Here is a 24,141-nt window from a genome sequence, read left to right as displayed (position 1 = left end):
ATGTTCGGCGTACCTAGGTTTACTGTTGATAGCTAGTAACAAGTCGAGCTATATGCGATCGTAATATGTCTGCAAAATTAAGTTCAAATAACTGTAATGGTCCTTCTTTAATTACCTCTGCAACCGAGCCTACTGAATGACTCATGTGCCAGCAGCCAATTATCACCTGTTGAACCTGTAATAACAGCTCGGTCGCTTGCTCGATACTCAGTGCATAATGTTCACTTATCATTGCTGCATATTGCTCAATGAATTGTAATAACGTGTTTTTGAATTGGCACGCTTCGTCTAGTGTTAAGTTACATTGCAACGCTGTGTGCATGATCGCACTGAGTTTGCAAAATAACGGGTGTTTTATTAGCGTATTACAAATTGAATCAGTCAGCGGTAGCTGCCCCATATCACCTGCTGCTGTCTGCGCTAAGCATGCTATTTCTTGTGTATAGACAGCGAGGAACAAGGTTTCTTTATTTCTGAAATACCGATACAAGGCTGCTTTGGTGATCCCCACATCGGCAGCGATATGCTTTAGGTTAACGTCTTCATAACTGAGCGTTGTAAAACGAGCAGCGGTTACGTCCATGATCTGGGTAAGACGTAACGCTTTTTGCTCTGGTGTCGTTGCGCGGCATTTAATAATACAGTGCATTATGCTTGTAACCATCCAGCAATTTTACGCGTAATGAAGCGGGGTGATACTTTGCCAACCAATACGCCAACTTGGTTTTTGATACCTGTAACAACAATGGCACTGTTGCGGTTTGCTAAGGCTTGCTTGACAACGTCTGCAGATGTCATCGCAACGGCATTAAATAGACTTAAATCGGTAAGATTTGCTTCTTCGGCAAACTCGGAATGCGTTGGTCCAGGGCAGAGTGCACTCACTGCAATACCTTGATGGCGGAGCTCTTCGTGTATCGCTTCAGAGAAAGACAGTACAAATGCTTTTGTTGCATAGTATATCGCCATATTAGGACCCGCTTGGAACGCCGCTATTGACGCAACATTGATGATGAACGGCTTTTCTTGTTCACGCATGTTTGGTACTAAACGGTGGGTAAGTTCGACTAAGGTACTTACATTCAATTGGATCATTTGCATTTGGCGCTGCAGTGGTAAGTCTGCAAAGCTACCACGGTTACCAAATCCGGCATTGTTAATTAGGCCATTGACAGCAAGGTTGTTAATGCTGATCTCAGTCGCTAATATCTCACTGCCAGTTGGCTCTGCAAGGTCAATGGCAAAGCATCTAACATCAATACCATGTTGGGCTTGTAGCGTTTGCGCTAGCTCTTCTAACTTCTCTTTACGGCGAGCGACTAATATTAAGTTTTGACCTGTCTGTGCCAGTTGTTTCGCGAATTCACTGCCGATACCGGCACTTGCACCTGTGATCACTGTATAGCTCATTGCAATTCCTTTTGTATTTGTCATTAGACATAACGTAAATTTAAAATAAATAACCCTGAGTTATTTAACCTACAGGCGCGCTTTTAAAATGTAAATCATAAGGTGAGAGTATTTTGTTGATTTGAGAGCTGGGTTTAGCGTGCTCTGTTACAGTGTGCATAGCAGGTTTTGAAGTTAAGTTGTTGATAGGTGGTGACTTTAAAACTGTTTTGTTTAGGGCTTTATAGTGATTTTCTAGCAAAGCGTCATATCGGGAAGGGGAATACTTTCAAGGCTGGTTAACTCATTAAATTAACCAGTTTTTAAATAATTCTGAATATGAGTGCATATCAATATTATTTGTCGCCACTTTATCGCCACGTTACAGTGCTAGGTTTACGAGTGGGTTGAAGCTTACTGCATCCTGTAAATGGCTTGGAGAGAAGTGAGAATACCGCATTGTTTGGCTTATGTCTGCGTGGCCTAATATCTTCTGTAAAACTAAAATATTCCCCCCGTTCATCATAAAATAACTGGCGAATGTGTGTCGCAAAATATGCGTTGCTTGTCCCTTTGGTAAATCGGTAAAACAATGTGAAACACCTTTCCATATTGCCACGTAATTACAAGTAAATAGCTTGTCATTTCTATCCTGGTAAATTTCGTTGTAAAGCGCTTCCGAGATAGGAACCGTTCTGTTTTTACGGCTTTTTGTGTTTGAGAATGTGATCTTATACTTGGATAGTTGTGACCCTTTAAGGTTCATTGCTTCACTAACCCGGGCACCGGTGGCTAGGCAAATCTTAATTATCTGTGTCAATTGTTTTGCGTGGTACTGACCCTGAACAAAGCTTAGCAGCGTTATTATCTGTTGTTGGGATAAGTAGTTTAATTCTGGTTCTGACTTTGGAATAAGATTAATGCTGGTTAGTGGGTTAGGGTAGTTCCATTCCTTTAATCTGATCAACTCATTGAACATTGCTCGCATACATTTCAGGTCATAGTTTTGTGATGCTGCAGATAGCTCTTCTATTCCGCTGCGCTGACTTGCACCGACCATACGCCTGTTTGCCCTATAGTGAGCATAATCCTTAGCGGTAATACTCGTTGCGATGGGATCATCAAGGTGTTCGCAAATTATAACCATACGCCTGTGTGCATGCGCGCCACTTTTTAGGTTTTTAGCGTGTAGTTGCCACCACAACTCAATTAAGTCTGATAACTTCCTTGTGTCCGGCTTATCACCTAACCAGGGCTTATCATCAACCTCGTTCATTGTGTAACGTTCGAAGGCTGTTGCTTCGCCTTTGGTGGCAAAGCGCTGGCGAATACGCTTTCCGTTACGGCCTTGTGGATAGCACTCACAAAGCCAAGGTTTCTTGTGGCCGTCTTTGAGGTTACGAACAGACATGATGAATTTCCTTATAACTGTTTATGACGTATTTGCTATTATAAAACAACAAATACTGTTTTTATATACAGTTTATGACGTATTTGCTATTATAAAACAACAAATACTGTTTTTATATACAGTCATATAAATTGTAGCAATAGTCTATGTTTTATCACGCAGGATTAAACATAGATTTATTGATGTTTAGTTCTTTTTATGGAAGATTATGATTTACCTGTTTGCTATAGCGTTGTTCTAATAAGTTACTAATCAACTTAACTTTATCCTGGTCATTTACTGCTTGTACTTCTGTCATTATTTTTACCTCAGTGATTGGATTCATAGAGGTGATATATGCTTGTGGTTTTTTGAAATCGTATAGCTAATAACTTTATTGATAATTGTTTGATTTAGTTAGTATAAATAACGAGCATTAATGTAGAAAATTTAATGATAAATGCGTATCATCCATAACATAAAATTGAATATAATTCGTATGATAATTACTCAAAGAAGCGATAAATGACAGATAAACTAACACTCTCGAAATTAGAGCAATACTTATCAAAAGCAGCCTGGATTTTGAAAGGTCCGGTTGATGCTTCCGATTTTAAAGTATATATCTTCCCTCTACTTTTCTTTAAGCGCATTTCAGATGTGTACGATGAAGAATATCGTGTTGCTTTGGAAGAGTCTGATGGTGATGAAGAATACGCATCATTACCAGAAATGCATCGTTTTGAAATTCCTGCTGGTTGCCATTGGCAAGATGTCCGTGAAACTACGACAAATGTGGGTATTGCGATAGAAACAGCATTGCGTGGAATAGAGCAAGCTAACCAAGAATTTCTCTATGGCATATTTGGTGATACTCAGTGGAGCAACAAAAACAAGCTCAGTGACGCATTGTTAATCAACATGATTGAGCACTTCTCTCAGTATACGCTTGGTAATCAAAATGTTGATCCTGATATGTTAGGCAATGCCTATGAGTATTTGATTAAACACTTTGCTGATTTAACCAATAAAAAAGCCGGCGAATTTTATACACCACGTTCAGTTGTACATTTGCTTGGTTTAATACTAGATCCGCATGAAGGTGAAACTATTTACGATCCTGCCTGTGGAACGGGCGGTATGTTGTTGGAGTGTGTTGATCATCTTAAGCATAATCATGAAGATTACCGAACACTTAAACTTTTCGGCCAAGAGAAGAACCTAACTTCTAGCTCTATTGCTCGCATGAATATGTTTTTACACGGCATTGAAGATTTTGATATTTTACGTGGTGATACCTTACGTCACCCGGCATTCTTTGAAGCTGATGGTTTAAAAACCTTTGACTGTGTTATTGCTAACCCACCATTCTCACTTAAAGATTGGGGGGCAGAAAACTGGGCTAACGATCCTTATGGACGCAATATTATCGGAGTACCACCAAAAGGTAATGGTGATATGGCTTGGGTTCAGCACATGGTTAAATCCATGAATAGCACTGGACGCATGACTGTAGTATTGCCTCATGGCGCATTATTCCGTAAAGCGGCTGAAGGAAAAATACGCAAAGCTTTATTAGAACAAGATATGCTCGAAGCCATTATTGGTTTAGGTCCCAACGTGTTTTACGGCACGCAATTAGCCGCATGCGTCATGGTATTTAAACAAAATAAAGCCGCTGATAAAAAAGGTAAAGTATTGTTTATTGATGCCTCAGATCAAATCCGTGTTGGTCGCGCACAAAATTTTCTTGAACCAAAGCATATTCAACAAATTTACGACTGGTATCACAATTATCAAGATGTAGAAAACTACGTCAAAGTAGCATCAATGGATGAGTTAAAAGAGAACGATTTCAACCTTAACATTCCACTGTATGTCGAAAAGATCATTGAAGATAACTTACCATCCGTAGAAGAAGCAATGAGTGATCTAAAAGCTGCATGGCAAGCAAGTTTAGAAGCAGAAGAAAAGTTCAAGCAAGTATTAGAAGGATTTATATAATGGCATATCAAACCCCAATTACGATTAAAGATACAATCGATAATATTAAAAAACGTCATTATTTATTGCCTTCTATTCAACGAGAATTCGTTTGGGATACAAATCAAATAGAAATGTTATTTGATTCTCTCATGCGTGACTATCCAATAAGCACATTTTTATTTTGGCAAGTTGATAAAAGCAAGATTAAAGACTTTCAATTTTATGAGTTTTTAAATAAATACCATGAAAAAGATAATCGTCATAACCGTAAGGCTGAGCCTAATGATGACGAAAATATTATTGCATTACTAGATGGTCAACAACGTATGACGTCCTTGTATGTCGCTCTTACCGGTTCGTATGCTAAAAAGATGCCTTACTATCAATGGAATAGCCCTCATGCATTTCCAGAGAAAAAGTTGTATCTTAATCTTTTAAAACCATCAGATGAATTAGAAATCGAATATGATTTTAAATTCTTAACCGAAGATGATGCGGTTCCTACTGAAGGCTACTTTTGGTTTGAATGTGGGAAAATATTAGAGTTAACAGACATGGGTAAAATATCCATGTTTATGATGAAAAGTAAATTAATGGATACTTCTGTTTATGCAGAGGCACAATCAGAATTTGCTATCAATACACTCAATGAATTTTTTAACGTAATCCATCAAAAGGGTACTATCAGCTATTATCTTGAAAAAAGTGAAGAATTAGATAAAGTTCTTCAGATTTTCATTCGAATTAATAGTGGTGGAACAAAACTGAGTTATTCTGACCTCTTGCTTTCGATAGCCACAGCACAATGGAAAGAAAAAGATGCGCGAGAAGTTATTCATGAATTTGTCGATTCAATAAATCAAATCGGAGATGGTTTTAATTTTAATAAAGATATTGTATTAAAATCGTGCTTAGTACTTGCTGACTTTGACGTGAAATTTAAAGTAGATAATTTCACCAAAGAAAACATGCTAACGATTGAGTCTAACTGGGATAAAACGTCCGCTGCAATGCGTTCTAGCATCGAACTTGTTTCAAAACTTGGTTATAGCAGAAATAACCTTTCAGCAACTAATACCATTATTCCTATCGCTTATTTTATTTATAAAAACGATTTTGTAGATTCAATATTACATTCTGGCCAGCGTGACGGTGATCGTAAAGCAATAAAAGAATGGTTGGCTCGAGTTCTGCTAAGAGGCTCGTTTGGTGGTACACCTGATTCCATCTACCCTGTGATGCGCAATATCTTTAATGGCAATCTTGGTCGTTTTCCGTTACCTGAAATCATTGAGCATTACCGAGGTCGTAATAAATCTATTTCCTTTAATGAAGATGATATCGAAAGCATTCTAGATTTACAGTATGGTAAAGCCAAAACATATTGTGCACTGTCTTTGTTATATCCAGGACTGAATTATTCTTTTAAATATCATCAAGATCATATTCATCCTCAATCATTCTTTAATAAAAAAACGTTACGTAAAGACGGCTTTAGCGAAGAAGTAATTGATACATATTTAAGTCATTACAATTCACTTGCTAATTTACAACTATTACAAGCCACACAAAATATAGAAAAAAGTGACAAACCTTTTTCTTATTGGTTAGAGCAAACATATTCAACTCAGGCTGAACGCGAAAGTTGCTTGATGCAAAATCACATAGCACCAAATCAATCCCTAGAATTTTCTGACTTTATCAATTTTATCGAAGTGCGCCGTAAAACGTTAAAGAACCAATTAATGACGATGCTTGATGTTAAAACCATGACAGCTGAACTGGAGTTAACAGAATAATGATGACCCAAAAAGATTTAGAAAAATACCTTTGGAGTGCCGCAGTCATTCTCAGAGGAACCATAGATGCGGGTGATTACAAACAGTATATCTTTCCGCTAATGTTCTTCAAACGTATATCAGATGTATACGATGAAGAGTTTGAAATTGCGTTAGCAGAAAGCGACAACGACTTAGTATACGCGGCCTTTGCTGAACATCATCATTTTCAAATCCCTGAAGGTGCACATTGGAATGATGTTCGAGAAACTACCGTTAATATAGGTTTAGCACTGCAAAATGCCATGCGTGCAATCGAGCAAGCTAATCCTGATACCTTGCATGGTATTTTTGGTGATGCCAGTTGGACCAATAAAGAGCGCCTTACCGATGCCATGCTTACTAACCTCATTGAGCATTACTCTCAGCAAAAGCTTAATTTAAAGAATGTACCTGATGACAAGCTAGGTAATGCTTATGAGTACCTAATTAAAGAGTTTGCTGACGATAGCGGTCATACCGCCGCGGAGTTTTATACTAACCGTACCGTAGTTAAGTTGATGACCATGATCATGGATCCACAACCGGGCGAGTCAGTGTACGACCCCACCTGTGGCTCAGGTGGTTTATTGCTTAATTGTGCTTTGCATCTAAAAAGTGAAGGCAAAGAATACCGTACCCTTAAATTATACGGCCAAGAAATAAACTTACTTACCTCAGCTATTGCCCGTATGAATATGTTTATGCATGGCATTGAAGAGTTCGATATTGTTCGTGGTGATACCTTAGCCAATCCAGGTTTACTCGAAAATGACGAACTGAAAAAGTTTAATGTTATTCTGGCCAACCCGCCATATTCGATAAAATCTTGGGATAAAGATTCATTTATTAATGATCCTTATGGCCGTAATGTTTGGGGAACTCCCCCTCAAGGTTGTGCGGATTATGCATTCGAACAGCATATACATAAAAGTATGAATGAAGAAAATGGACGGTGTATTCAACTTTGGCCGCATGGCATTCTCTTTAGAGATAGTGAGAAGAAAATGCGCAAAGCGATGATTGAAACGGATACAGTTGAGTGTGTAATTGCTTTGGGTAAAAACCTTTTTTATAACTCGTCAATGGAATCAGCATTGCTGATTCGCCGTACTAATAAGAGTAATAAAACAAAAGGTAAAGTTCTTTTTATTAACGCTTTCGATGAGGTGAAAGATGAAAAGACTATCTCTTACCTACTAGAAGGTCATATAGATAAGATCTTTAAATCTTACAGTGATTATACCGATCTAGATGGATTTTCTCGGGTGGTATCAAACGAAGATATTATGAAAAATGATGGTTCTTTATTAGTAACTAACTATATAAAATCAACAAGAATTTCAGATGTATCGACTATAAAATTTGAAGATGTTTTTGCTAAATGGAATGAAAATTCTACAGCCTTAAAAAGTAGCATGAACTCGTTATTTGAAAATATCGAATTAGGTGCTGAATCATGATCAATTTTGAAAAATCGCTTTGGAATAAAGTGAAATTAGGTGATGTAGTCACCAAAAAAGAAGAAAACGATAAACAAAATGCTAGAAATAGGTTTGATCGTTTCTTGAAGGTTGAACATTTAGATGCTGAATCTTTACACATAAAAAGGTGGGCATCACAAGAGGAAGGTGATGAGGTCCCACCTACATTTTATAAAATATTTAGAAAGGGGCAAATTCTTTTTCCGACAAGAAATCCTCATTTACGCAGGTCTGCTTTAGCTTCATTTGATGGGATTTGTGGAGAAAAAACATTAACTTTAGAGCCAAATATAGAGTTAGTTGTACCTGATTTTTTACCATTTTTATTTCATAGCGATTCATTTTATGCGCATACAATTTCTTCAATTGTAGGTTCTACTAATCCTCATGTTAGATGGCGTGATGTGGCTGGCTTTGAATTTTTATTGCCACCGAAGAAAGAACAAGAGCGAATATTAGAGTTATTTTGGAGTTCAGATAAAGAGGTCCAAAATAAGAAAGTAACCAAAAAAGAGCTTAATAAACTTTTAGTAAGCTTGATTGAGAAAAAAATTCATGGAGTAAAATTGGGAGGGAAGACCATCAATCAGGTTATTAATGAGTTAGGCTCCTCAGTGCAAATGAAGACTCTAGGTGAGCTTGGAACCATATTCAAAGGAAAGGGAATTCAAAAATCCGAAGTAAATCATGAAGGGTTGCCGTGTATTCGATACGGGGAACTTTACACGAAACACCATAGAGTGATTAGAGAATTTCATTCTTTTATTTCGGAAGACTCAGCAAGAAAATCTATGAAAATAGAGCATGGAGATGTACTTTTTGCAAGTTCAGGTGAGACAATTTCGGAAATAGGAAAGTCTGCTGTATTTATTTCAGATGTCGAAGCATATGCTGGAAGTGACATTATTATTTTTAGGCCTGATTCAATGGACCCAGCTTTTTCGGGTTATTTAATGAATAGTCAATTGGTTAGGCGGCAGTTAAATAAGTTTGGAACGGGCGCAACTGTAATGCATGTTTATGGTTCTGATATAAAGAAAATTAAAGTCCCTGTATTAAGTAGAAATAAACAAACTTCAGTTGGAAAAGAATTAGAAAGTGTATTTAAAAATATCTCTTTAACTGACAACCAAATAAAAACAAGCCAAGCCCTTCATAGTAAAATAATAAACAAGGTGTTTTAGGTATGGGATTTACTGAATTAAATAGTGTGGAACATTACATCATTCATCAAATTAGTGGTGTTAACTTAAACACCAATGAGATAAGTGAACCTCATAGTCAGTATGGTATTCAATGGCAATATCAATCACATGATGAACTTCGTCGTGGTGTCAATGAAGTCTTGGTTGAGTCTGAATTGGTTAAGGCGTTAATTCGTCTTAATCCTGAAATTGAAGCTAACCCACATTTAGCTGATGAAGTAATACATAAACTCCGTGCTATTTTAATTTCGGTAAATCAAATTGGTTTAGTGAAAGCCAATGAAGAATTTTTTACTTGGATGACCGGTGAAAAAACCATGCCGTTTGGTGAAAACAATCGGCATGTACCAGTTAAATTAATCGATTTTGACGACTTAACTCGCAACGACTATGTAGTGACTAATCAATTTCGTATTCATCACCGAGAAACCAAAATACCTGACGTTGTATTGATGATTAATGGGATTCCGGTTGTTGTGGGCGAAGCTAAAACACCAGTTAGACCATCAGTGAGTTGGTTAGACGGTGCTCATGATGTACACAACATCTATGAAAATGCGGTACCACAACTATTTGTACCTAACATCCTATCGTTTGCCACTGAAGGTAAGGAACTCTTCTATGGTGCAATTCGATGCCCCTTAGAATTTTGGGCTCCGTGGCGCATTGAAGGTGATGACAATCAAGTTTCTAAGGCGTTAGGTTTAGCTGAGATTGGCAGAGAGCTGACTGACTTATTAAGCCCCGCACGACTACTCGATATTATGCGAAACTTCTCTTTGTTTTCAAGTAACAAAAAGAAACAACGCATGAAAATAATACCGCGCTTTCAACAATATGAAGGAGCAAATAAAATTGTTCAGCGTGTTATTGAAGGTAAAATTAAAAAAGGGTTAATCTGGCACTTCCAAGGCTCAGGTAAATCACTATTAATGGTGTTCGCCGCGCAAAAATTGCGCCGTGAGCCGAAGTTAAAGAGTCCAACGGTGATTGTATTAGTTGATAGAACAGATTTAGATACCCAAATTAGCGGCACCTTTAACGCTGCTGATGTCGCTAACGTAGAATCAACAGATAGCATCAAAGTATTACAACAAATGTTAGAGCGCGATACACGTAAGATTATCATTTCAATGATCCATAAATTTCGTGATGCCAAACCTAATATGAATACACGAGATAATATCATTGTGCTGGTGGATGAAGCTCATCGAACCCAAGAAGGTGATTTAGGCCGTCAAATGCGAGCTGCTTTACCTAATGCATTTCTATTTGGTTTAACTGGTACGCCAGTAAACAAAGCCGATAAAAATACCTTTTGGGCATTTGGTGCAGAAGAAGATAAAGGCGGCTACATGTCGCGTTATACCTTCCATGAGTCTATTCGAGATGAAGCAACATTGCCCTTGCACTTTGAGCCTAGACTCGTAGATGTGCATGTTGACAAAGAATCATTAGACAAAGCCTTTAAAGAATTTCAAGAACGTTCAGCACTAAGCGATGAAGACGCCGATGCGTTAAATAAAAAAGCAGCCAAAATGTCTGCATTTTTAAAATCACCGGAGCGTGTTGAAAAGATTGTCGAAGACATTGCCATTCACTTTATGGATAAAGTAGACCCTCAAGGGTTTAAAGCAATGATTGTCACGCCAGACCGCCATGCCTGCGTGCAATACAAAGAAGAACTAGATAAACATTTCCCTGAATCAGCCAGTAAGGTTGTGATTTCAACAACGGCAAATGATGATTTTGACTTCAAACAAAAATGGGGTGTTGATAAAAGCCAGCAAGAAAAATTAGTGGATGAGTTCAATGATGCTCAGTCGGGGTTAAAGTTTATTATTGTCACCGCCAAACTGTTAACGGGTTTTGATGCTCCGATATTACAAACAATGTATCTGGATAAATCCATCAAGGATCATACATTGCTACAGGCAATCTGTCGTACTAACCGTTTATACCCAAATAAAACCTTTGGATGTATTGTCGATTATTTTGGTGTGTTTGATGATGCAGCAAAAGCATTAGAGTTTGATGAAACAAGCATTCAACAAGTGATTTCTAATTTAAGTGAACTACGTGAAAAATTACCTCAAGCGATGCTGGATACGTTAGCTCATTTTCCTAGTGTTGATAGAAGCATAGAAGGGTTTGAAGGCTTAGAAGCCGCGCAAAATACCATTGGTAATAATGAAAAGAAAGATGCCTTTGCTTTAGACTTTAAGTACCTCGCGAAGCTATGGGAGTCTTTATCGCCTGATGGTATCCTCGACCAATACAACGAAGACTATAAATGGCTCGCACAAGTTTATGAGTCGGTTAAACCTGCGTCAGACAATATTGGTAAGTTGTTGTGGTTAGCTCTAGGCGCTCAAACGACTCAACTCATTCACGACAATATTCATGTTGGTGAAGTACATAATCTAGAAGAGTTTGTGCTTGATGCCGATGTTATTGAAAACATCTTTAATAATCCAGACCCTAAGAAAACGAAACAATTAGAAAAAGCTCTTGCCCAACGGTTTAAAGACCGTGGGGACTTACCTGTATTTAAATCGCTTAGTGAACGACTGGAAGAACTGCGAGATAAAGCTGAAAAAGGGTTAATCGCTTCAATCGATTTTGTTAAAGAGCTTTGTAAGATAGCAAAAGAAACATTACAAGCAGAGAAGACGTTAGAGCAAGAAGTACAAGATAAATCGCCAAAATCCGCATTAACTGACTTGTTCTTAGAACTTAAAAATGATGAAACACCAGCAGTTGTAGAGCGTATCGTTACCGATATTGACGCCATTGTACGAGTGGTTCGCTTTCCTGGTTGGCAGAACACAACAGGCGGCGAACGTGAAGTACAGAAGTCTTTGCGTAAGGCTTTGTTGAAATACAGACTACATACAGACCAAGTGCTATTTGACAGGGCTTATGGGTATATTAAGGAATATTATTAATGGGTAAATTTGAAGACGCTAATAGCGTCGCTCAAGCTCAAGCAAAAGAAGTATGGAAGTTACTTGAATATATTCGTGGTGCTTCACCAATCTCTGATTATCGTTCACTAGCATATGCACTTTTATTTATTCGTTATATGCAAGATAAATGCGGGACACATTTTAACTCTCCAAGGTACTATTCCTTTGATATTATTAGAAACCACATTGATGAACTTTCACAGAGCTGTGTAAACTTAGAACTTTTTTCTGTAGATGAAGGGCGTTATATAAGTCAGTATATTGAAGATATTTTACTTAAAAATAATAATATAGATGAAGATTATATCAGATTAGCTATCCGAAGTGATTTATTGAATAAAAACAGCAGTGTAGCTCGTGCTACTTTAAGTGAACTCGATATTCTTTTTTCTGAAAATGAATCTAAGTCGGGTAGTGAGTTTTACACTCCTCAAGATGTAAGCAGTCTTGTTACTGCCCTTGGTCTAAGTTATGAACCCAAATCAATTTGTGACCCTTTTGCTGGTGGAGGCAATACTGCATTTTCTTTTCATGAAGCCCTAAATGGCTGTGTGAGAATTGATACTCAAGAAATTAATCGAAATGTTCATTTTCAAATCGTGGTGAATAGAATCATTCGAGGTATTAAAGGCTCTGATTTCGTTGGCGATTCGTTAACAAAACCTGAATTCTCAAATAATCAATACGATTTGATTACTTCGTTTCCTCCTTTTGGGTTAAAGATACGAAAATTAGCAAGGCAACATATTATTGATAGCTCAAATAGCCCCTGGCTAGGGCTCACATACAATCTTCCTGAATCAAGAAGTGATTGGTTTGTATGCTTATCGATGTTTTCTGCTTTAAAAAAACAAGGGAAACTAATTATTGGTATGTCATTAGGTGCATTTACACGTACCGGTGCTGAAGCATTTATTAGAGAGAGGCTTGTTAATGAAGGTGTAATTGATAAGGTAATTCTTTTGCCAAAAAGTATTCATTTTTCCACTTCAATATCAACTGTATTACTAGTCCTTGATGCTAACACTAGCCATAGAGAAAAAGGGATTCGTTTTGTTGATGCTTCATTATTTTATGAGCCCCGTCGAGGTAGAAATGTTCTATCTCCCGATAACATAAAAAAAATACTAGAGTCTTGTCATAGGGATGGAAGGTTTAGCATTACAGCAACGAGTGATGATATTGCTAAAAATGATTTTAATTTAGATCCAAGTTTATATGTTGAAAAGACAATCAAAGTAAGCCTGGTTCAGTTGACTAATTTTCGAGGATATACAGACTTTACAATACCTTTACATGAATCGTTGACTGTTATAGTTGGTGAAAACGGAGCAGGAAAAACGTCAATATTAGAAGCTATTGCATGTGGACTAGGCCCATTTTTAACCGCAATGCCTGATGCAAAAGGTAAATTGATACGTAAATCTGATATTCATGTTGGAGCTAATGGAGTCGCAGACTCAGCTCGTATATCGATTGATACAGCATCAAGTCTCAGCTGGGACTTAGCGACTAAAGGTTCGGATAGAAATACGCTTGCCAAAATTGGGACACTAGCGCTTTCTGATTATGCGAAACAAATCGTTGATAGCGATGAGCAATACCCTTTAATAGCCTATTATGGCACTAACCGTGCTTTATCCACACAAAGTGGCAAAGTATCAATAAACCCTTTTGAGGAAGTCCTGCGAGGTGAAGGGTACGACTCCGCATTAGATGCCAAAATTAATTATGGGATATTAAAGAACTGGTTCTCTAAAATTGAAGTCGACGAACTAAAATTAAGGGATGAAAAGAAGAATCACAAGCTGACTCACCCGGCAAAAAAATTAATTACTAAAGCGGTTAAGCAAATTGTAGACAGAGTTAATGATGTAACTTTCGATAAAGGTTCTAACGATGTCGTTGTAGTTTGGAAAAATGAACAGAATAAGTTTATCTCATTAAGTCTTGAGCAATTGAGTGAAGGTTATCGCAATATGGTTGCCCTCACTATTGATCTAGTGCGTAGGGCGTATCTGTTAAATCCAGATATGCCTAAGCCATTATCTGTTTTTGGTGTCGTATTAATTGATGAAATTGAGCTTCATTTACATCCTCGATGGCAACAGAAGGTCTTAAGTGAGTTAACTGGACTATTTCCTAATATACAATTTGTAGTTACAACTCATAGTCCACAGGTGTTAACAACTGTTAAGGGTGAATGCATTCGGGTGGTATCGAGTTCATCAAGAGTGGCTGAGGCTGTTACTTCTCCGTATGGAGGTGAAAATAGCCGAGTAATGCAGCAGATTCTGCATGTTAACCCTAGACCTGAAACAGAGGTGTCTGAAAAGCTAAAGGAATATTTCTTCTTAATTGAGTTAGGTAAAGGGGAAGAGGAAGCTGCAATAAGGTTGCGAGAAGAACTCTCACTATTAACCGGAGGTACAGAGCCCATGCTGGTAGAGGCTGATTTAGCCATTAAGCGTGTTAATTGGATGAAGTCAAGAAAGAGCCAGTAATGTCAATTCAACATATTGAAGAACCTATATTGTTAAGGGATTTTAGGCTAGCTACCCCCAATGCCACCTGGAATCAGTTGAAAGCTAATTCAGATGTGAACAATGCACTGAAGGTTACTGCGATAAAGAAAACTGGTGGACTATGTGTTTATTGTGAACATAAGTTAATAGCTAAAATAGATTATCAGATTGAACACTTTTATCCTAAAAAAGGAAATGACAATAGTGAGTTCGGAAATGGAATAGCGAATAGAGCTATAGAGTGGGCAAACTTGTATCCAGGTTGCTTAGGTGGCACTGCTAAGCTAGCGCATTTTTCTGTTCAACAAGATATTGATTGTCGAACTGGAGCGAATAAAAGAAATAAAAATAAACTTACATGTGGGCAAAAGAAGGGGGAAGCCGATCCCGAGGGTGTTTTCATTTCACCGTTAGAGTTAAACAATCAAAATCCTATTTTTTTGTTTAATGAAGCCGATGGTTCAATATCCTTAAATGAAGATAATTGTGTAACTCAAAACATATCTGTCGAATTAGGAGTTAATCATATAACAAGATTGAATTTAGATAGTGAACGGTTAAGAGGTGGAAGGTTAGCATTAGCAACTTCACTCAGGAGCGAGTTTAATAAAGCTTTTGAATTTGATGCTGAAACGGTTGATGAATTAATGGATGATTGGCTCGAAATAGATGAAGAGGGTATGTACGGGCACCCATTTATAAGTCTGATTTATAGCAAATACAGTCTTGAAGTATAAGTCTATTATAATCACGCTAGCTGTTAAATATAACTACCTAAATTACCAGTTTGGGTAGTTTCCAGAGCTTATGTCGTCTGGCGATAGTTAAAATAACTAAGCTGAAGTTCCTTTTTTATCGTTTAGATACGTAAAGGTAGTTAGGTTCGTACGGCTGGAAAAAGCAGCTTTCACAACTCTAAATTTCGAGTTACTAACTACACTCTGCCCCTTTCTAGTTTGAGTTGTTACTCATGCATAATATGCTCATATCGACTTACCATAGTGAATCGCCCCCAGTTTACTCGACACTTTCAAGCCTTATAATGAGGTAAGAAAGGAGTCTCTATGAGCAAACAACATTTCACTGAAGAATTTAAAATTGAAGCTGTACGCCAGATCACTGAGCGAGGCCATTCTGTCGCTGATGTATCCAGTAGACTTGGTGTTTCCACCCACAGTCTTTACGCATGGCGTAAGCAGTTCTCTAAACCTGCGAAACAACGGCAAGCTGAATCTAGCGAGCAGTCTGAATTAAGACTCCTACGCTCGGAGCTAAAGCGGGTAACTGAAGAACGAGATATCCTAAAAAAGGCCGCCGCGTACTTTGCCAGGGAGTCAGGCTGAGATACGGCTTTATCAAGGCTCAAGCAAGTGTGTATAGCATTCGTCGACTATGTAAAGTACTGAACGTTCATCACAGTGGATATTACGCATGGTTGCAACAACCTAGGTCTGAAAGGTAGAAAGAAGATACCAGACTGCTTGGTATAATTAAGCATGCTTGGCTAGAAAGTGGTGGCGTATACGGTTATCGAAAGATTCACTGTGATCTTCGAGAACAAGGCGAAATATGCGGTAAAAACCGTGTAGCGAGGTTAATGTCAGGCGAGCGTTTACGCTCGCAAACAGGCTATAGAAGACGACCTGGTTATTACAGTGGAAAACCACCTGTAGCTGCGCCTAACTTACTTGAACGTCAATTTAATGTAGCAGAGCCAAACAAGGTATGGGTAACTGACATCACCTATATTCGGACCTATGAAGGTTGGTTGTATCTCGCTGTTGTAATCGATTTATTCTCACGGCAAGTTGTTGGCTGGTCGATGAAAAGTAGAATGACAACAGATTTGGCTCTAGATGCATTACTAATGGCAGTTTGGAGAAGAAAACCTGTAAACAAAGTCATGGTCCATTCAGATCAAGGTAGCCAGTTTAGTAGTATCGAATGGAAAAGTTTTTTAACTGCAAATAATTTAGAGCCGAATTTATAATACTAGAGATGAAGCTAAAGGTGACGTATTTAACTATATTGAAATGTTTTATAACTCAAAACGTCGACATGGTTTTAATAATCTGCAATCTCCGGTAACGTTTGAAAAACAGTATTTTTCTAGCTTGGATGGTGTCTAGAAAACTGGGGGCGATTCACCAAGCACATTACGATGGACAACTAAAAGATGATGATCCAGTTGAGATATTAGAACGCCGAAGTGGTCAGGACTCTTACAATTCATCTGAAGTGGCAGTGTTAGAACGGTTGAACTCAGATGAGCTAAAAGAACTGTTTAAGAGCTTTAAAGGTGAAGATCTTACTCGAAGGATTAGAGCATGCTTAATGCTTGCTGGAAACAGTGAGGGATTGATGCGAAATACTCAAAAAGCCCTAGAAGAAATAGGGAATGAAAGTCCGTTGAATAAACACAGATTAAGTAAGTTTAATATAAAAGTGTAAATATGGAAGTGCAACTAATGTGTTTAATATTAACCTCTAATTAATAACAAACTTAGGTTTTATTACATGGCAGGCAAGGTACAGTGCGAGTGTCTTATAGCGAGACGTTAATCTCAATTTACCCATACTTTTCTTAATACATATAAACCTGGTTGGAGCCAGCACTCTAAGCCGTTTATGTCCAGAATTGAGTTAGCTAGCTCAGCTAACTCATTGTGAACACCAAGGGACTCTGTCGTACCATAACTACCAAGCGACTCTGTCGTTTTTATAATTACCAAGGGAAATTGACGGATCTAATCATTATTTTCTTGTAAAGATGACGAAGAGCGTTCAGCACTTTACTCTCGGTATATCCTGCCAGTTGGTTGTATATTGTGGTGTAAGCATTTTACGTCGCATGGCCCATTTTTGTTCTGTGCCTTGGGCGCCTAAAAATACGGTATTATTGCCATATCTCTGATTGAGCTTATCGAACACTTGCATCAGATTTTCGTTATTTTGCTCAGAGTTGAATAAATTTTTTTGTTCATGGGTACCATCAACTAAATCGATCAGGCCGATACCTATCTTGTAATATCTTACATCTTTATGGAACAGATCTTTTGCTAATCGGGTTGCAGCTTTCGTTATTTGATCCACATCTGCAGTCGGGTATGGGAAATGATGAATAGCGCGGTAACTCGCGGGTTTGTCATCAAACGGTGAGCTTGCCGCAAAGCACAGCATTACTTTACACAATGAATGTTGCTTACGTGCTTTTAGCGATGCAATGCCAGCATGCTGGCTTAGCGCTTGTTGTAGTGTACTGAGTTCTGTAATTCGTTCGCCGACACTGCGTGTAGAGTAAATTTGTTTTTTATCAGCCCTAGCTGTATCCCAATTTTTACAAGGTAGCCCATTGAGTTCTCGTATTGTGCGTTCAACTTCAATATTGAACTCTTTGCGCGCTAAACCCGCAGGGTATTCAGCAAGGTCTAATGCGTTATTCAATCCCATCACTGTCATGATCTTTGATAGCTTGCGACCAATCCCCCAAACATCACTGATACTCATCGCTGCAAGTACCTTTAATCGTTCTGCGTCATTGTCGAGTACGCAAACGCCATTATAGTGATGTAATTTCTTTGCAGCCTGGTTGGCTATCTTAGCAAGAGTCAGGGTAGGGCCAATTCCGACACATACAGGTAACCGGCACTCTTTCCATACAGCACGCCGAATCTTAGCACCATGGGTTCGAAGGCAAGGTATTGCGGGATAAGTTTGTTTAAATGACAAGAAAGACTCATCGATACTGTAGATATGCTGTTCAGGCGCAAAACGACCAATGACTTGCATCATCTTTGCCGAGAGGTCTGAATAAAGCTCGTAGTTAGAAGAGAGCGCAATAACGCCTTTTTTTTCACATAAGTTTTTGATCTGGAAATAAGGCTTAAACTTTGGAACACCGGCTTCTTTTGCTTGCCTGTTTGCGGCAACGATACATCCGTCATTATTAGACAAAACCACAATGGGTTTATTACGCCAATCTGGGCGAAACACTTGCTCTGCACTGCAATAGAATGAATTAGCATCAACGAGGGCAAACACTAATTATCATCCAATAGATAGCTAGGGCGATGGCAACGAATAGAGCGTATAACAACCCCTTCAATGCTAAATGAATCTAAATCATTAATGAAGACAGGCTTAACTTTATCATTTGCAGACACTAGCATACGTTGGCGAACATCAAGTAACTTACAAACGAACTCTCCATTTAAATTAGCAACAATAATATCGTGCTGCCTGGGCGTAACATGCCTATCAACAATCAATAAGTCACCATCAAAAATACCAACACCTTCCATTGAATCACCACTGGCTTTACCAATGAAAGTGGAGCTCGGGTGCTCGATAAGAATTTCGTCCAAGGTACATCTAAGCTGACTATATTCAGCTGCAGGACTTTCAAAACCAGTGATACCGGCACTTGCAGAGATTGGAATTATATTCATAAATAAACACTGTTGTTATATACAGTATTCATTTTAGGCCAGTTATAAGGAAAACTCAAGAAGTGAGGTTTATTCCACCATTTAATTTGAACTCCTCCAGGGGAAGAGTGAGATTAAATCTTATGGCTAAACTACCGGTAAATTCACTCCTCTTCGCCTACCGCGTTTTCGCAATTTTTTCACGTTTTGGACATGGCGATGGACACGCTACTATAGCTCAAGCCTTGCCAGTAAAGGATCTAGACGATCATTTAAAGATCGCTAATGTCAAAATTGTGACACCTTTTGACACAAAGTGACAAACCCTTCTGATTTAATGAGGCGATAAATTGCAATTCACCCAAATCAGTTAAGTGATGTTAATTTCATGAAGTTTCTATTAAAAGATTAGAAGCAGAACAGCGAATTAATCTACTTTAAGCTGACAGGTTTTACATTAGGTTCTATCAAGGTCCGACCCCATTTCGTGTTAGAGCAGTTACTCATCACAATGTATTTATTAATGATATTACTAGTCCACCGACAATTACCAAAAGTAATGTGCGGCCGTACATTTCAATGAAGCACTACAAATTACAACTGTGACAGCCATAACTACCGGGTTATTCATAAATGGGTATTGACTATTTGGGTGTTTACTATTTATGGTTTGACATTTGCGTCGTATTGATGCCTAAATAGTTATTATATTATAAAGGTATACAACAACGAATCTAGCGAAGGTAAATTATGAAAGCATATGTATTCGACGGAAAAGAAAGCGCTAAATTAGAAGATAGGCCAATACCAACAATCATAAAGCAAAGTGATGTGATCGTTAAAGTTGAAAAAACTACTATTTGTGGCACTGACTTACATATTTTGAGAAATAATGTTGCTACATTTAATCCTGGTACCATTATGGGTCACGAAGGGGTTGGAATAGTTGAATCATGTGGGGATCTCGTAAGTAAATTCAAGACGGGTGATAGAGTTATAATTTCATGCATTACATCTTGCGGTAGCTGCAAAATGTGTCAAGTTTCAAAGTTTGGGCAATGCTTAGATGGTGGCTGGCTATTAGGGAATGAGATTGATGGGTGTCAGGCGGAGTATGTCAGAATTCCTTTTGGCGACACGAGTCTACACCTAGTTCCTAAAGATATAGATACAGATTCTCTTGTACTATTAAGTGATATATTCCCAACAGGATATGAAGTAGGTGTTCTTGATGGACAAGTGAAACCTGGATGTTCAGTCGCGGTTATTGGGTGTGGTCCAGTAGGCCTTTCTTCATTAATGACATCAAAGTTCTTCTCGCCAAGCGACATTTATGCAATTGATACAAACGATCATAGACTTCAAGTCGCCACTGAACTCGGTGCTACACATGTAATTAATAATTCGGATGGCACTGCAGTTCAACAGATTCTAGACATTACTGATGGTGTTGGTGTTGATGTCGTGATTGAAGCTATAGGCATTCCAGCAGGTTGGGAGATGTCCCAGAAACTTGTTTGCCCTGGCGGTAACATCGCGGTACTTGGTGTGCACGGTAAATCTGCGACGATAAATCTTGAAGATATGTGGAAGCGAAATTTTACAATGACTGCTGGAATGGTTCATACTAATACGATCCCAATGTTAATCAAACAAATTAGGGCTGGTCATCTGGAACCTAAAAAATTAATTAGCCATCAATTTAAACTATCAGAATCAGAAAAAGCATACACAACCTTTACGCATGCCTCCGACTACAAATCTTTAAAAGTTATTATTTCTAATGATCTCCTATAACACAGCTATTTATAGAGGTTAAATTGATTAATACACCATTTAAAATTCTATTGATAGGTCCCCTTATAAACTTATCAATAGGGCACCTAACTCAATCACACTAATAACATCTTTTACCTAAACTACATATTTTAGAAAACAATTATCAGCCCCTTAAATATGGGCGTTAACCTCAATTCGGTCAGACTTTTATCATGCAAAATTTACTAACTAGGTTAATCCTACTTATGTGTAATGAAATGACTAGATAGGCTGATTTTATACAGTGTTATAGGTATTCTGGTGAACCCAGTCTCGATTTGCCAAAAGGCAGTCAGGTTTATCTTGTACTCTGAAAGTAATGTAATATAATCAACAGCATAGCTAGTCTTGTATATAACTTACAAGACTAAAGAAATAATTTACAGGACGGCTCGTTTTCCCATAAACATGTAATTAATAAATTTGAAGTATAATCTTATTTTTCAATTGATTGATCTACTTTTATTGAGGTGAATGAATTTGGGGGAATCGAGAGTCCTGTTATACAAATGTTAGCTGACGTAAGGGTTTTGCATGAAAATCGAGGACGTGGATTTTTCTGATGAAATAGTGACAGGCTTTAGCTATGACTCTATCAATAAGCATTTATCAGTAACGTTTCAGTCCGTTTGTGTTTTGGGAGAGATTATTTATACTCCTCATGATCTAAATATTGACTGTTGGTCTAAAGCTGAAAGTTGCCTTTATAAAGACTCAAATTCTAGTGAGTTAGATGCTCATTTAGGGGTTCCGAGCTTATTATTGGCTTTGGAGGTTCAAGATCGCTTCTGCTCTCTAACCATCAATACTGTTGATGATCGCTATATCGAGTTAAGGTTTTACGACGCAGATGTTAGCCTTGTCGAAAATATTATTAGCTAACAAGCTGCTGAATTCAGACTCACCAAGTCTGTCATGCCATTTTCTGCGCAAATCGCCCGCCAGCATTTGGTCACTTATTAGCGGGGCGTTATATGCTAAGAGTAGATTCGAGCCTAATTTAGTACCGTTTACCTGCTTTGAATGTAGGTGCACATTTAAACGAGAATTTGAGAAGGAAGTATTTCTCAGAAAGTGTCCAACATGCGAAGGTGACGCTTTGATGATGGATATTAGATTCAGGCCACCGAAGAAGCGAGATGACAAACAATGGAAAAAGGTAGAGTTTCTTGTTTCACATGGCTTCCTTTTTCAAAAAGTTTATTGTAAAGAAGGTCCTGTTTGGTATCGAGAAAAGTATCCGAGTACTTTGGAACAAGCAAAAGAATTCGTTGTTAAGTACAAAGATCAAGCTTTTGAAGTGGGCATATAACAAGTTATCAAAAGGACGCAAAACGCTTGACTTGCGCTCCTTCGTCGCTATTTTTAGCCAAGCATTTTTGCGCCCATTAGTAAGGCGTTATATTCATACTGGAGTAATTGAGACGCATGGAGTCAATAAAACTTGAAAAGCCGGTGTATTACAATAATGAGTTTGCTTTAAGGTTTGAGTTAGGGCCTCCTGATGTAGACCTTTGGATTGATAGAGAGCAAGAAGTTATAAATGAAAAATATTTTAACATTGCCTCCGAAAGAGCTATAAGTATATTTAATTCAGCTTTTATATCGTCGGATGAAATAAAAATATGCTATCAGATTTTTTCTGATGGGCGTAAGAAAATAAAGAAGGGTGACTATTTCTTTAAGATATTTAATGATTTGATGGGGAAGCAAATTGAGTTTACCGAACATAGAGATATTTATAGTGAAGCTCTTGAACGTAAAGCATATTGCTTGAAAAGAGTGACTATTTCAGGTTTATTTACAAGTGAATTAGATGTAAAAAAAATGATCGAAACGTTGATTAATTCTGATTTTGGTATTAGAGGTCCCAATCTACGTGGAGAATTGTACATAGTGAACTGCACTAAAGGGTTGGTATTCCATATTTATGATGATCGTGGAATGGACATTGCTTCTAAAAGTAAAGATTCGCTAGAGCCTATTTATCATGAACAAAACAAGTTACTTTTAGGCTACGACAAGAAGCACATGGATAGCCTGTTTTCATGAATATAACAAGTTGCTGAATTCGTTCGTAAACTCACTGGGATGTGCGAACACCGCACACCCATTAGCAAAACGTTATAGCGCTGAGTTACATCAGCATTGAATTCAAGGATAGATGAATTGAAACAATCAATAGTACATATTGCGATAGTAGTTAAAGACTATGATGAGGCAATTGATTTTTATGTAAATAAACTCAGGTTTGAGCTTGTTGAAGATACTTACCAACCAGAACAAGATAAACGTTGGGTTGTGGTTTCGCCACCAGGTTCCAATGGTGTCACACTATTATTAGCTCGTGCATCTAAGCCTGAGCAAAATGACTTTGTGGGAAATCAAGCTGGTGGTCGAGTATTCCTATTCTTAAATACAGATGACTTTTGGCGTGATTATAATCGTATGTTATCTGAAGGTATAAAGTTTATTAGAGAGCCTAAAGAGCAGGATTACGGCACTGTAGCAGTATTTGAAGATCTTTACGGTAATTTATGGGATTTACTTCAATTAAACCCAAATCATCCGATAGCATCAAGAGCGCTATAACAAGCAAATTAATCAGGACTAAAAAAGTTGGTTTTGCTCCTTCGTCGCTTATTTTAACCAACTGATATTTCCCATTATTTGGGCGTTAGGTGAGGAAAACATATTATGTATATTCGTTTTGCAGTTGGAGCCGAAAGCGAAGATCCAAGGGAAATGCATGGCCCTTTTACTGAAGTTGAGCATCTAAGAGAAGAGGGTTTACTCGCGCCATATGAGGAGGAGCTGGTTGTGGCAATATTTGAAAAATTTAATCATGAACTGCCTTGTCCTCCATGGTCATCAAGGCACTCGCCATCAAACATTCATTCTTAAATTGTCTTCAGGTCAAACTAGATTAGTCGCTCACAATGTTGATCTTTCCCCCAAGAATTAATTCTATTTCAAAAGGCGATTCTGTTCAGTTCTACGGTGAGTATAAGTGGACTAACAAACGTGGTGTAGTAGATTGGACCACAAAGATCCAAATGACAATATTTAGGGTTTATCACCTTTGACGAAAAACACTGTCCTTTAGGGCGGTGATGTAAGTCATTATTGCG

General features: G+C 38.0%; 21 protein-coding genes and 1 pseudogene. 17 read left to right on the top strand and 5 right to left on the bottom strand.

The window, feature by feature from the left end; genetic code table 11:
• Nucleotides 1–19 precede the first annotated feature (19 nt).
• The 3 genes from AKG98_RS05235 to AKG98_RS05225 all read right to left on the bottom strand — a co-directional run bounded on the left by AKG98_RS05235 (nucleotide 20) and on the right by AKG98_RS05225 (nucleotide 2,800).
• Entirely contained in the window at nucleotides 20–649 is a 630-nt protein-coding gene (locus tag AKG98_RS05235) for a TetR family transcriptional regulator (protein WP_067042444.1), read from the bottom strand.
• Nucleotides 649–1,410: an SDR family oxidoreductase gene (locus tag AKG98_RS05230; protein WP_067042441.1), complete on the bottom strand. Its 762-nt coding sequence runs from the start codon at nucleotides 1,408–1,410 to the stop codon at nucleotides 649–651. The genes AKG98_RS05235 and AKG98_RS05230 overlap by 1 nt, the downstream gene beginning before the upstream one ends.
• Nucleotides 1,411–1,771: 361 nt before the next feature.
• The gene (locus AKG98_RS05225) at nucleotides 1,772–2,800 is read right to left on the bottom strand and encodes a tyrosine-type recombinase/integrase (protein ID WP_067042438.1); all 1,029 of its coding nucleotides are present in this window, start codon (nucleotides 2,798–2,800) and stop codon (nucleotides 1,772–1,774) included.
• A gap of 504 nt (nucleotides 2,801–3,304) precedes the next feature.
• On the opposite strand from AKG98_RS05225, the gene AKG98_RS05220 reads away from it, so the two are divergent.
• From AKG98_RS05220 to AKG98_RS05175, 9 genes and pseudogenes are all read left to right on the top strand, one after another.
• On the top strand, nucleotides 3,305–4,783 hold the full coding sequence (locus AKG98_RS05220) for a class I SAM-dependent DNA methyltransferase (protein ID WP_067042435.1): 1,479 nt from the start codon (nucleotides 3,305–3,307) through the stop codon (nucleotides 4,781–4,783).
• A complete protein-coding gene (locus tag AKG98_RS05215; protein ID WP_067042432.1) occupies nucleotides 4,783–6,564 on the top strand; it encodes a DUF262 domain-containing protein in 1,782 nt (593 codons plus the stop codon). Before AKG98_RS05220 ends, AKG98_RS05215 begins: the two co-directional genes overlap by 1 nt.
• The gene (locus AKG98_RS05210; protein ID WP_157534068.1) at nucleotides 6,564–8,045 is read left to right on the top strand and encodes a class I SAM-dependent DNA methyltransferase; all 1,482 of its coding nucleotides are present in this window, start codon (nucleotides 6,564–6,566) and stop codon (nucleotides 8,043–8,045) included. The genes AKG98_RS05215 and AKG98_RS05210 overlap by 1 nt, the downstream gene beginning before the upstream one ends.
• On the top strand, nucleotides 8,042–9,250 hold the full coding sequence (locus AKG98_RS05205; RefSeq protein WP_067042429.1) for a restriction endonuclease subunit S: 1,209 nt from the start codon (nucleotides 8,042–8,044) through the stop codon (nucleotides 9,248–9,250). The genes AKG98_RS05210 and AKG98_RS05205 overlap by 4 nt, the downstream gene beginning before the upstream one ends.
• A gap of 2 nt (nucleotides 9,251–9,252) precedes the next feature.
• Nucleotides 9,253–12,219, top strand: a complete 2,967-nt coding sequence (locus tag AKG98_RS05200) for a type I restriction endonuclease subunit R (protein ID WP_067042426.1) — start codon at nucleotides 9,253–9,255, stop codon at nucleotides 12,217–12,219.
• Entirely contained in the window at nucleotides 12,219–14,744 is a 2,526-nt protein-coding gene (locus tag AKG98_RS05195) for an N-6 DNA methylase (RefSeq protein ID WP_067042423.1), read from the top strand. Before AKG98_RS05200 ends, AKG98_RS05195 begins: the two co-directional genes overlap by 1 nt.
• Nucleotides 14,744–15,502 carry a hypothetical protein gene (locus AKG98_RS05190; RefSeq protein WP_067042421.1) on the top strand — a complete coding sequence of 253 codons (759 nt, stop codon included), beginning with the start codon at nucleotides 14,744–14,746 and terminating at the stop codon, nucleotides 15,500–15,502. The genes AKG98_RS05195 and AKG98_RS05190 overlap by 1 nt, the downstream gene beginning before the upstream one ends.
• Before the next feature lie 327 nt (nucleotides 15,503–15,829).
• Nucleotides 15,830–16,894 (top strand): annotated as a pseudogene (locus AKG98_RS05180) (IS3 family transposase).
• Nucleotides 16,857–17,216, top strand: a complete 360-nt coding sequence (locus tag AKG98_RS05175; RefSeq protein ID WP_157534067.1) for a hypothetical protein — start codon at nucleotides 16,857–16,859, stop codon at nucleotides 17,214–17,216. Before AKG98_RS05180 ends, AKG98_RS05175 begins: the two are co-directional and overlap by 38 nt.
• A gap of 333 nt (nucleotides 17,217–17,549) precedes the next feature.
• Here AKG98_RS05175 and AKG98_RS05170 read toward each other — a convergent pair whose 3' ends face one another.
• On the bottom strand, nucleotides 17,550–18,806 hold the full coding sequence (locus AKG98_RS05170; protein WP_067042412.1) for a Y-family DNA polymerase: 1,257 nt from the start codon (nucleotides 18,804–18,806) through the stop codon (nucleotides 17,550–17,552).
• Nucleotides 18,806–19,213 carry a LexA family transcriptional regulator gene (locus AKG98_RS05165; protein ID WP_067042408.1) on the bottom strand — a complete coding sequence of 136 codons (408 nt, stop codon included), beginning with the start codon at nucleotides 19,211–19,213 and terminating at the stop codon, nucleotides 18,806–18,808. Before AKG98_RS05165 ends, AKG98_RS05170 begins: the two co-directional genes overlap by 1 nt.
• A 729-nt stretch (nucleotides 19,214–19,942) precedes the next feature.
• Here AKG98_RS05165 and AKG98_RS05155 point away from each other — a divergent pair.
• The 8 genes from AKG98_RS05155 (at nucleotide 19,943) to AKG98_RS22975 (ending at nucleotide 24,096) form a co-directional block, all read left to right on the top strand.
• A complete protein-coding gene (locus tag AKG98_RS05155) occupies nucleotides 19,943–20,989 on the top strand; it encodes an alcohol dehydrogenase catalytic domain-containing protein (RefSeq protein ID WP_067042402.1) in 1,047 nt (348 codons plus the stop codon).
• A 555-nt stretch (nucleotides 20,990–21,544) separates the two neighbouring features.
• A complete protein-coding gene (locus AKG98_RS05150; protein WP_067042399.1) occupies nucleotides 21,545–21,892 on the top strand; it encodes a hypothetical protein in 348 nt (115 codons plus the stop codon).
• 220 nt (nucleotides 21,893–22,112) lie between these two features.
• A complete protein-coding gene (locus AKG98_RS22435; RefSeq protein ID WP_067042396.1) occupies nucleotides 22,113–22,322 on the top strand; it encodes a hypothetical protein in 210 nt (69 codons plus the stop codon).
• Between the two features lie 116 nt (nucleotides 22,323–22,438).
• Complete coding sequence (locus AKG98_RS05140; protein ID WP_067042394.1) at nucleotides 22,439–23,062, top strand: DUF3885 domain-containing protein; 624 nt, start codon at nucleotides 22,439–22,441, stop codon at nucleotides 23,060–23,062.
• 117 nt (nucleotides 23,063–23,179) lie between these two features.
• Nucleotides 23,180–23,602: a VOC family protein gene (locus AKG98_RS05135; protein WP_067042391.1), complete on the top strand. Its 423-nt coding sequence runs from the start codon at nucleotides 23,180–23,182 to the stop codon at nucleotides 23,600–23,602.
• Nucleotides 23,603–23,707: 105 nt separating this feature from the next.
• Nucleotides 23,708–23,914, top strand: coding sequence for a hypothetical protein (locus AKG98_RS22430; RefSeq protein WP_067042387.1), 207 nt, complete (start codon nucleotides 23,708–23,710; stop codon nucleotides 23,912–23,914).
• A 1-nt stretch (nucleotide 23,915) separates the two neighbouring features.
• Nucleotides 23,916–23,975 (top strand): hypothetical protein, encoded by a 60-nt coding sequence (locus tag AKG98_RS22980; protein ID WP_369814917.1) that lies wholly within the window; start codon nucleotides 23,916–23,918, stop codon nucleotides 23,973–23,975.
• Nucleotides 23,950–24,096: a DUF3465 domain-containing protein gene (locus tag AKG98_RS22975; protein ID WP_369814913.1), complete on the top strand. Its 147-nt coding sequence runs from the start codon at nucleotides 23,950–23,952 to the stop codon at nucleotides 24,094–24,096. The genes AKG98_RS22980 and AKG98_RS22975 overlap by 26 nt, the downstream gene beginning before the upstream one ends.
• Nucleotides 24,097–24,141: the final 45 nt, after the last annotated feature.

Source organism: Moritella sp. JT01, assembly GCF_001574435.1.
Lineage (GTDB): Bacteria > Pseudomonadota > Gammaproteobacteria > Enterobacterales > Moritellaceae > Moritella.
The sequence above is the reverse complement of the archived record's forward strand: the minus strand, read 5'-3'. Positions and strand labels throughout refer to the sequence as shown.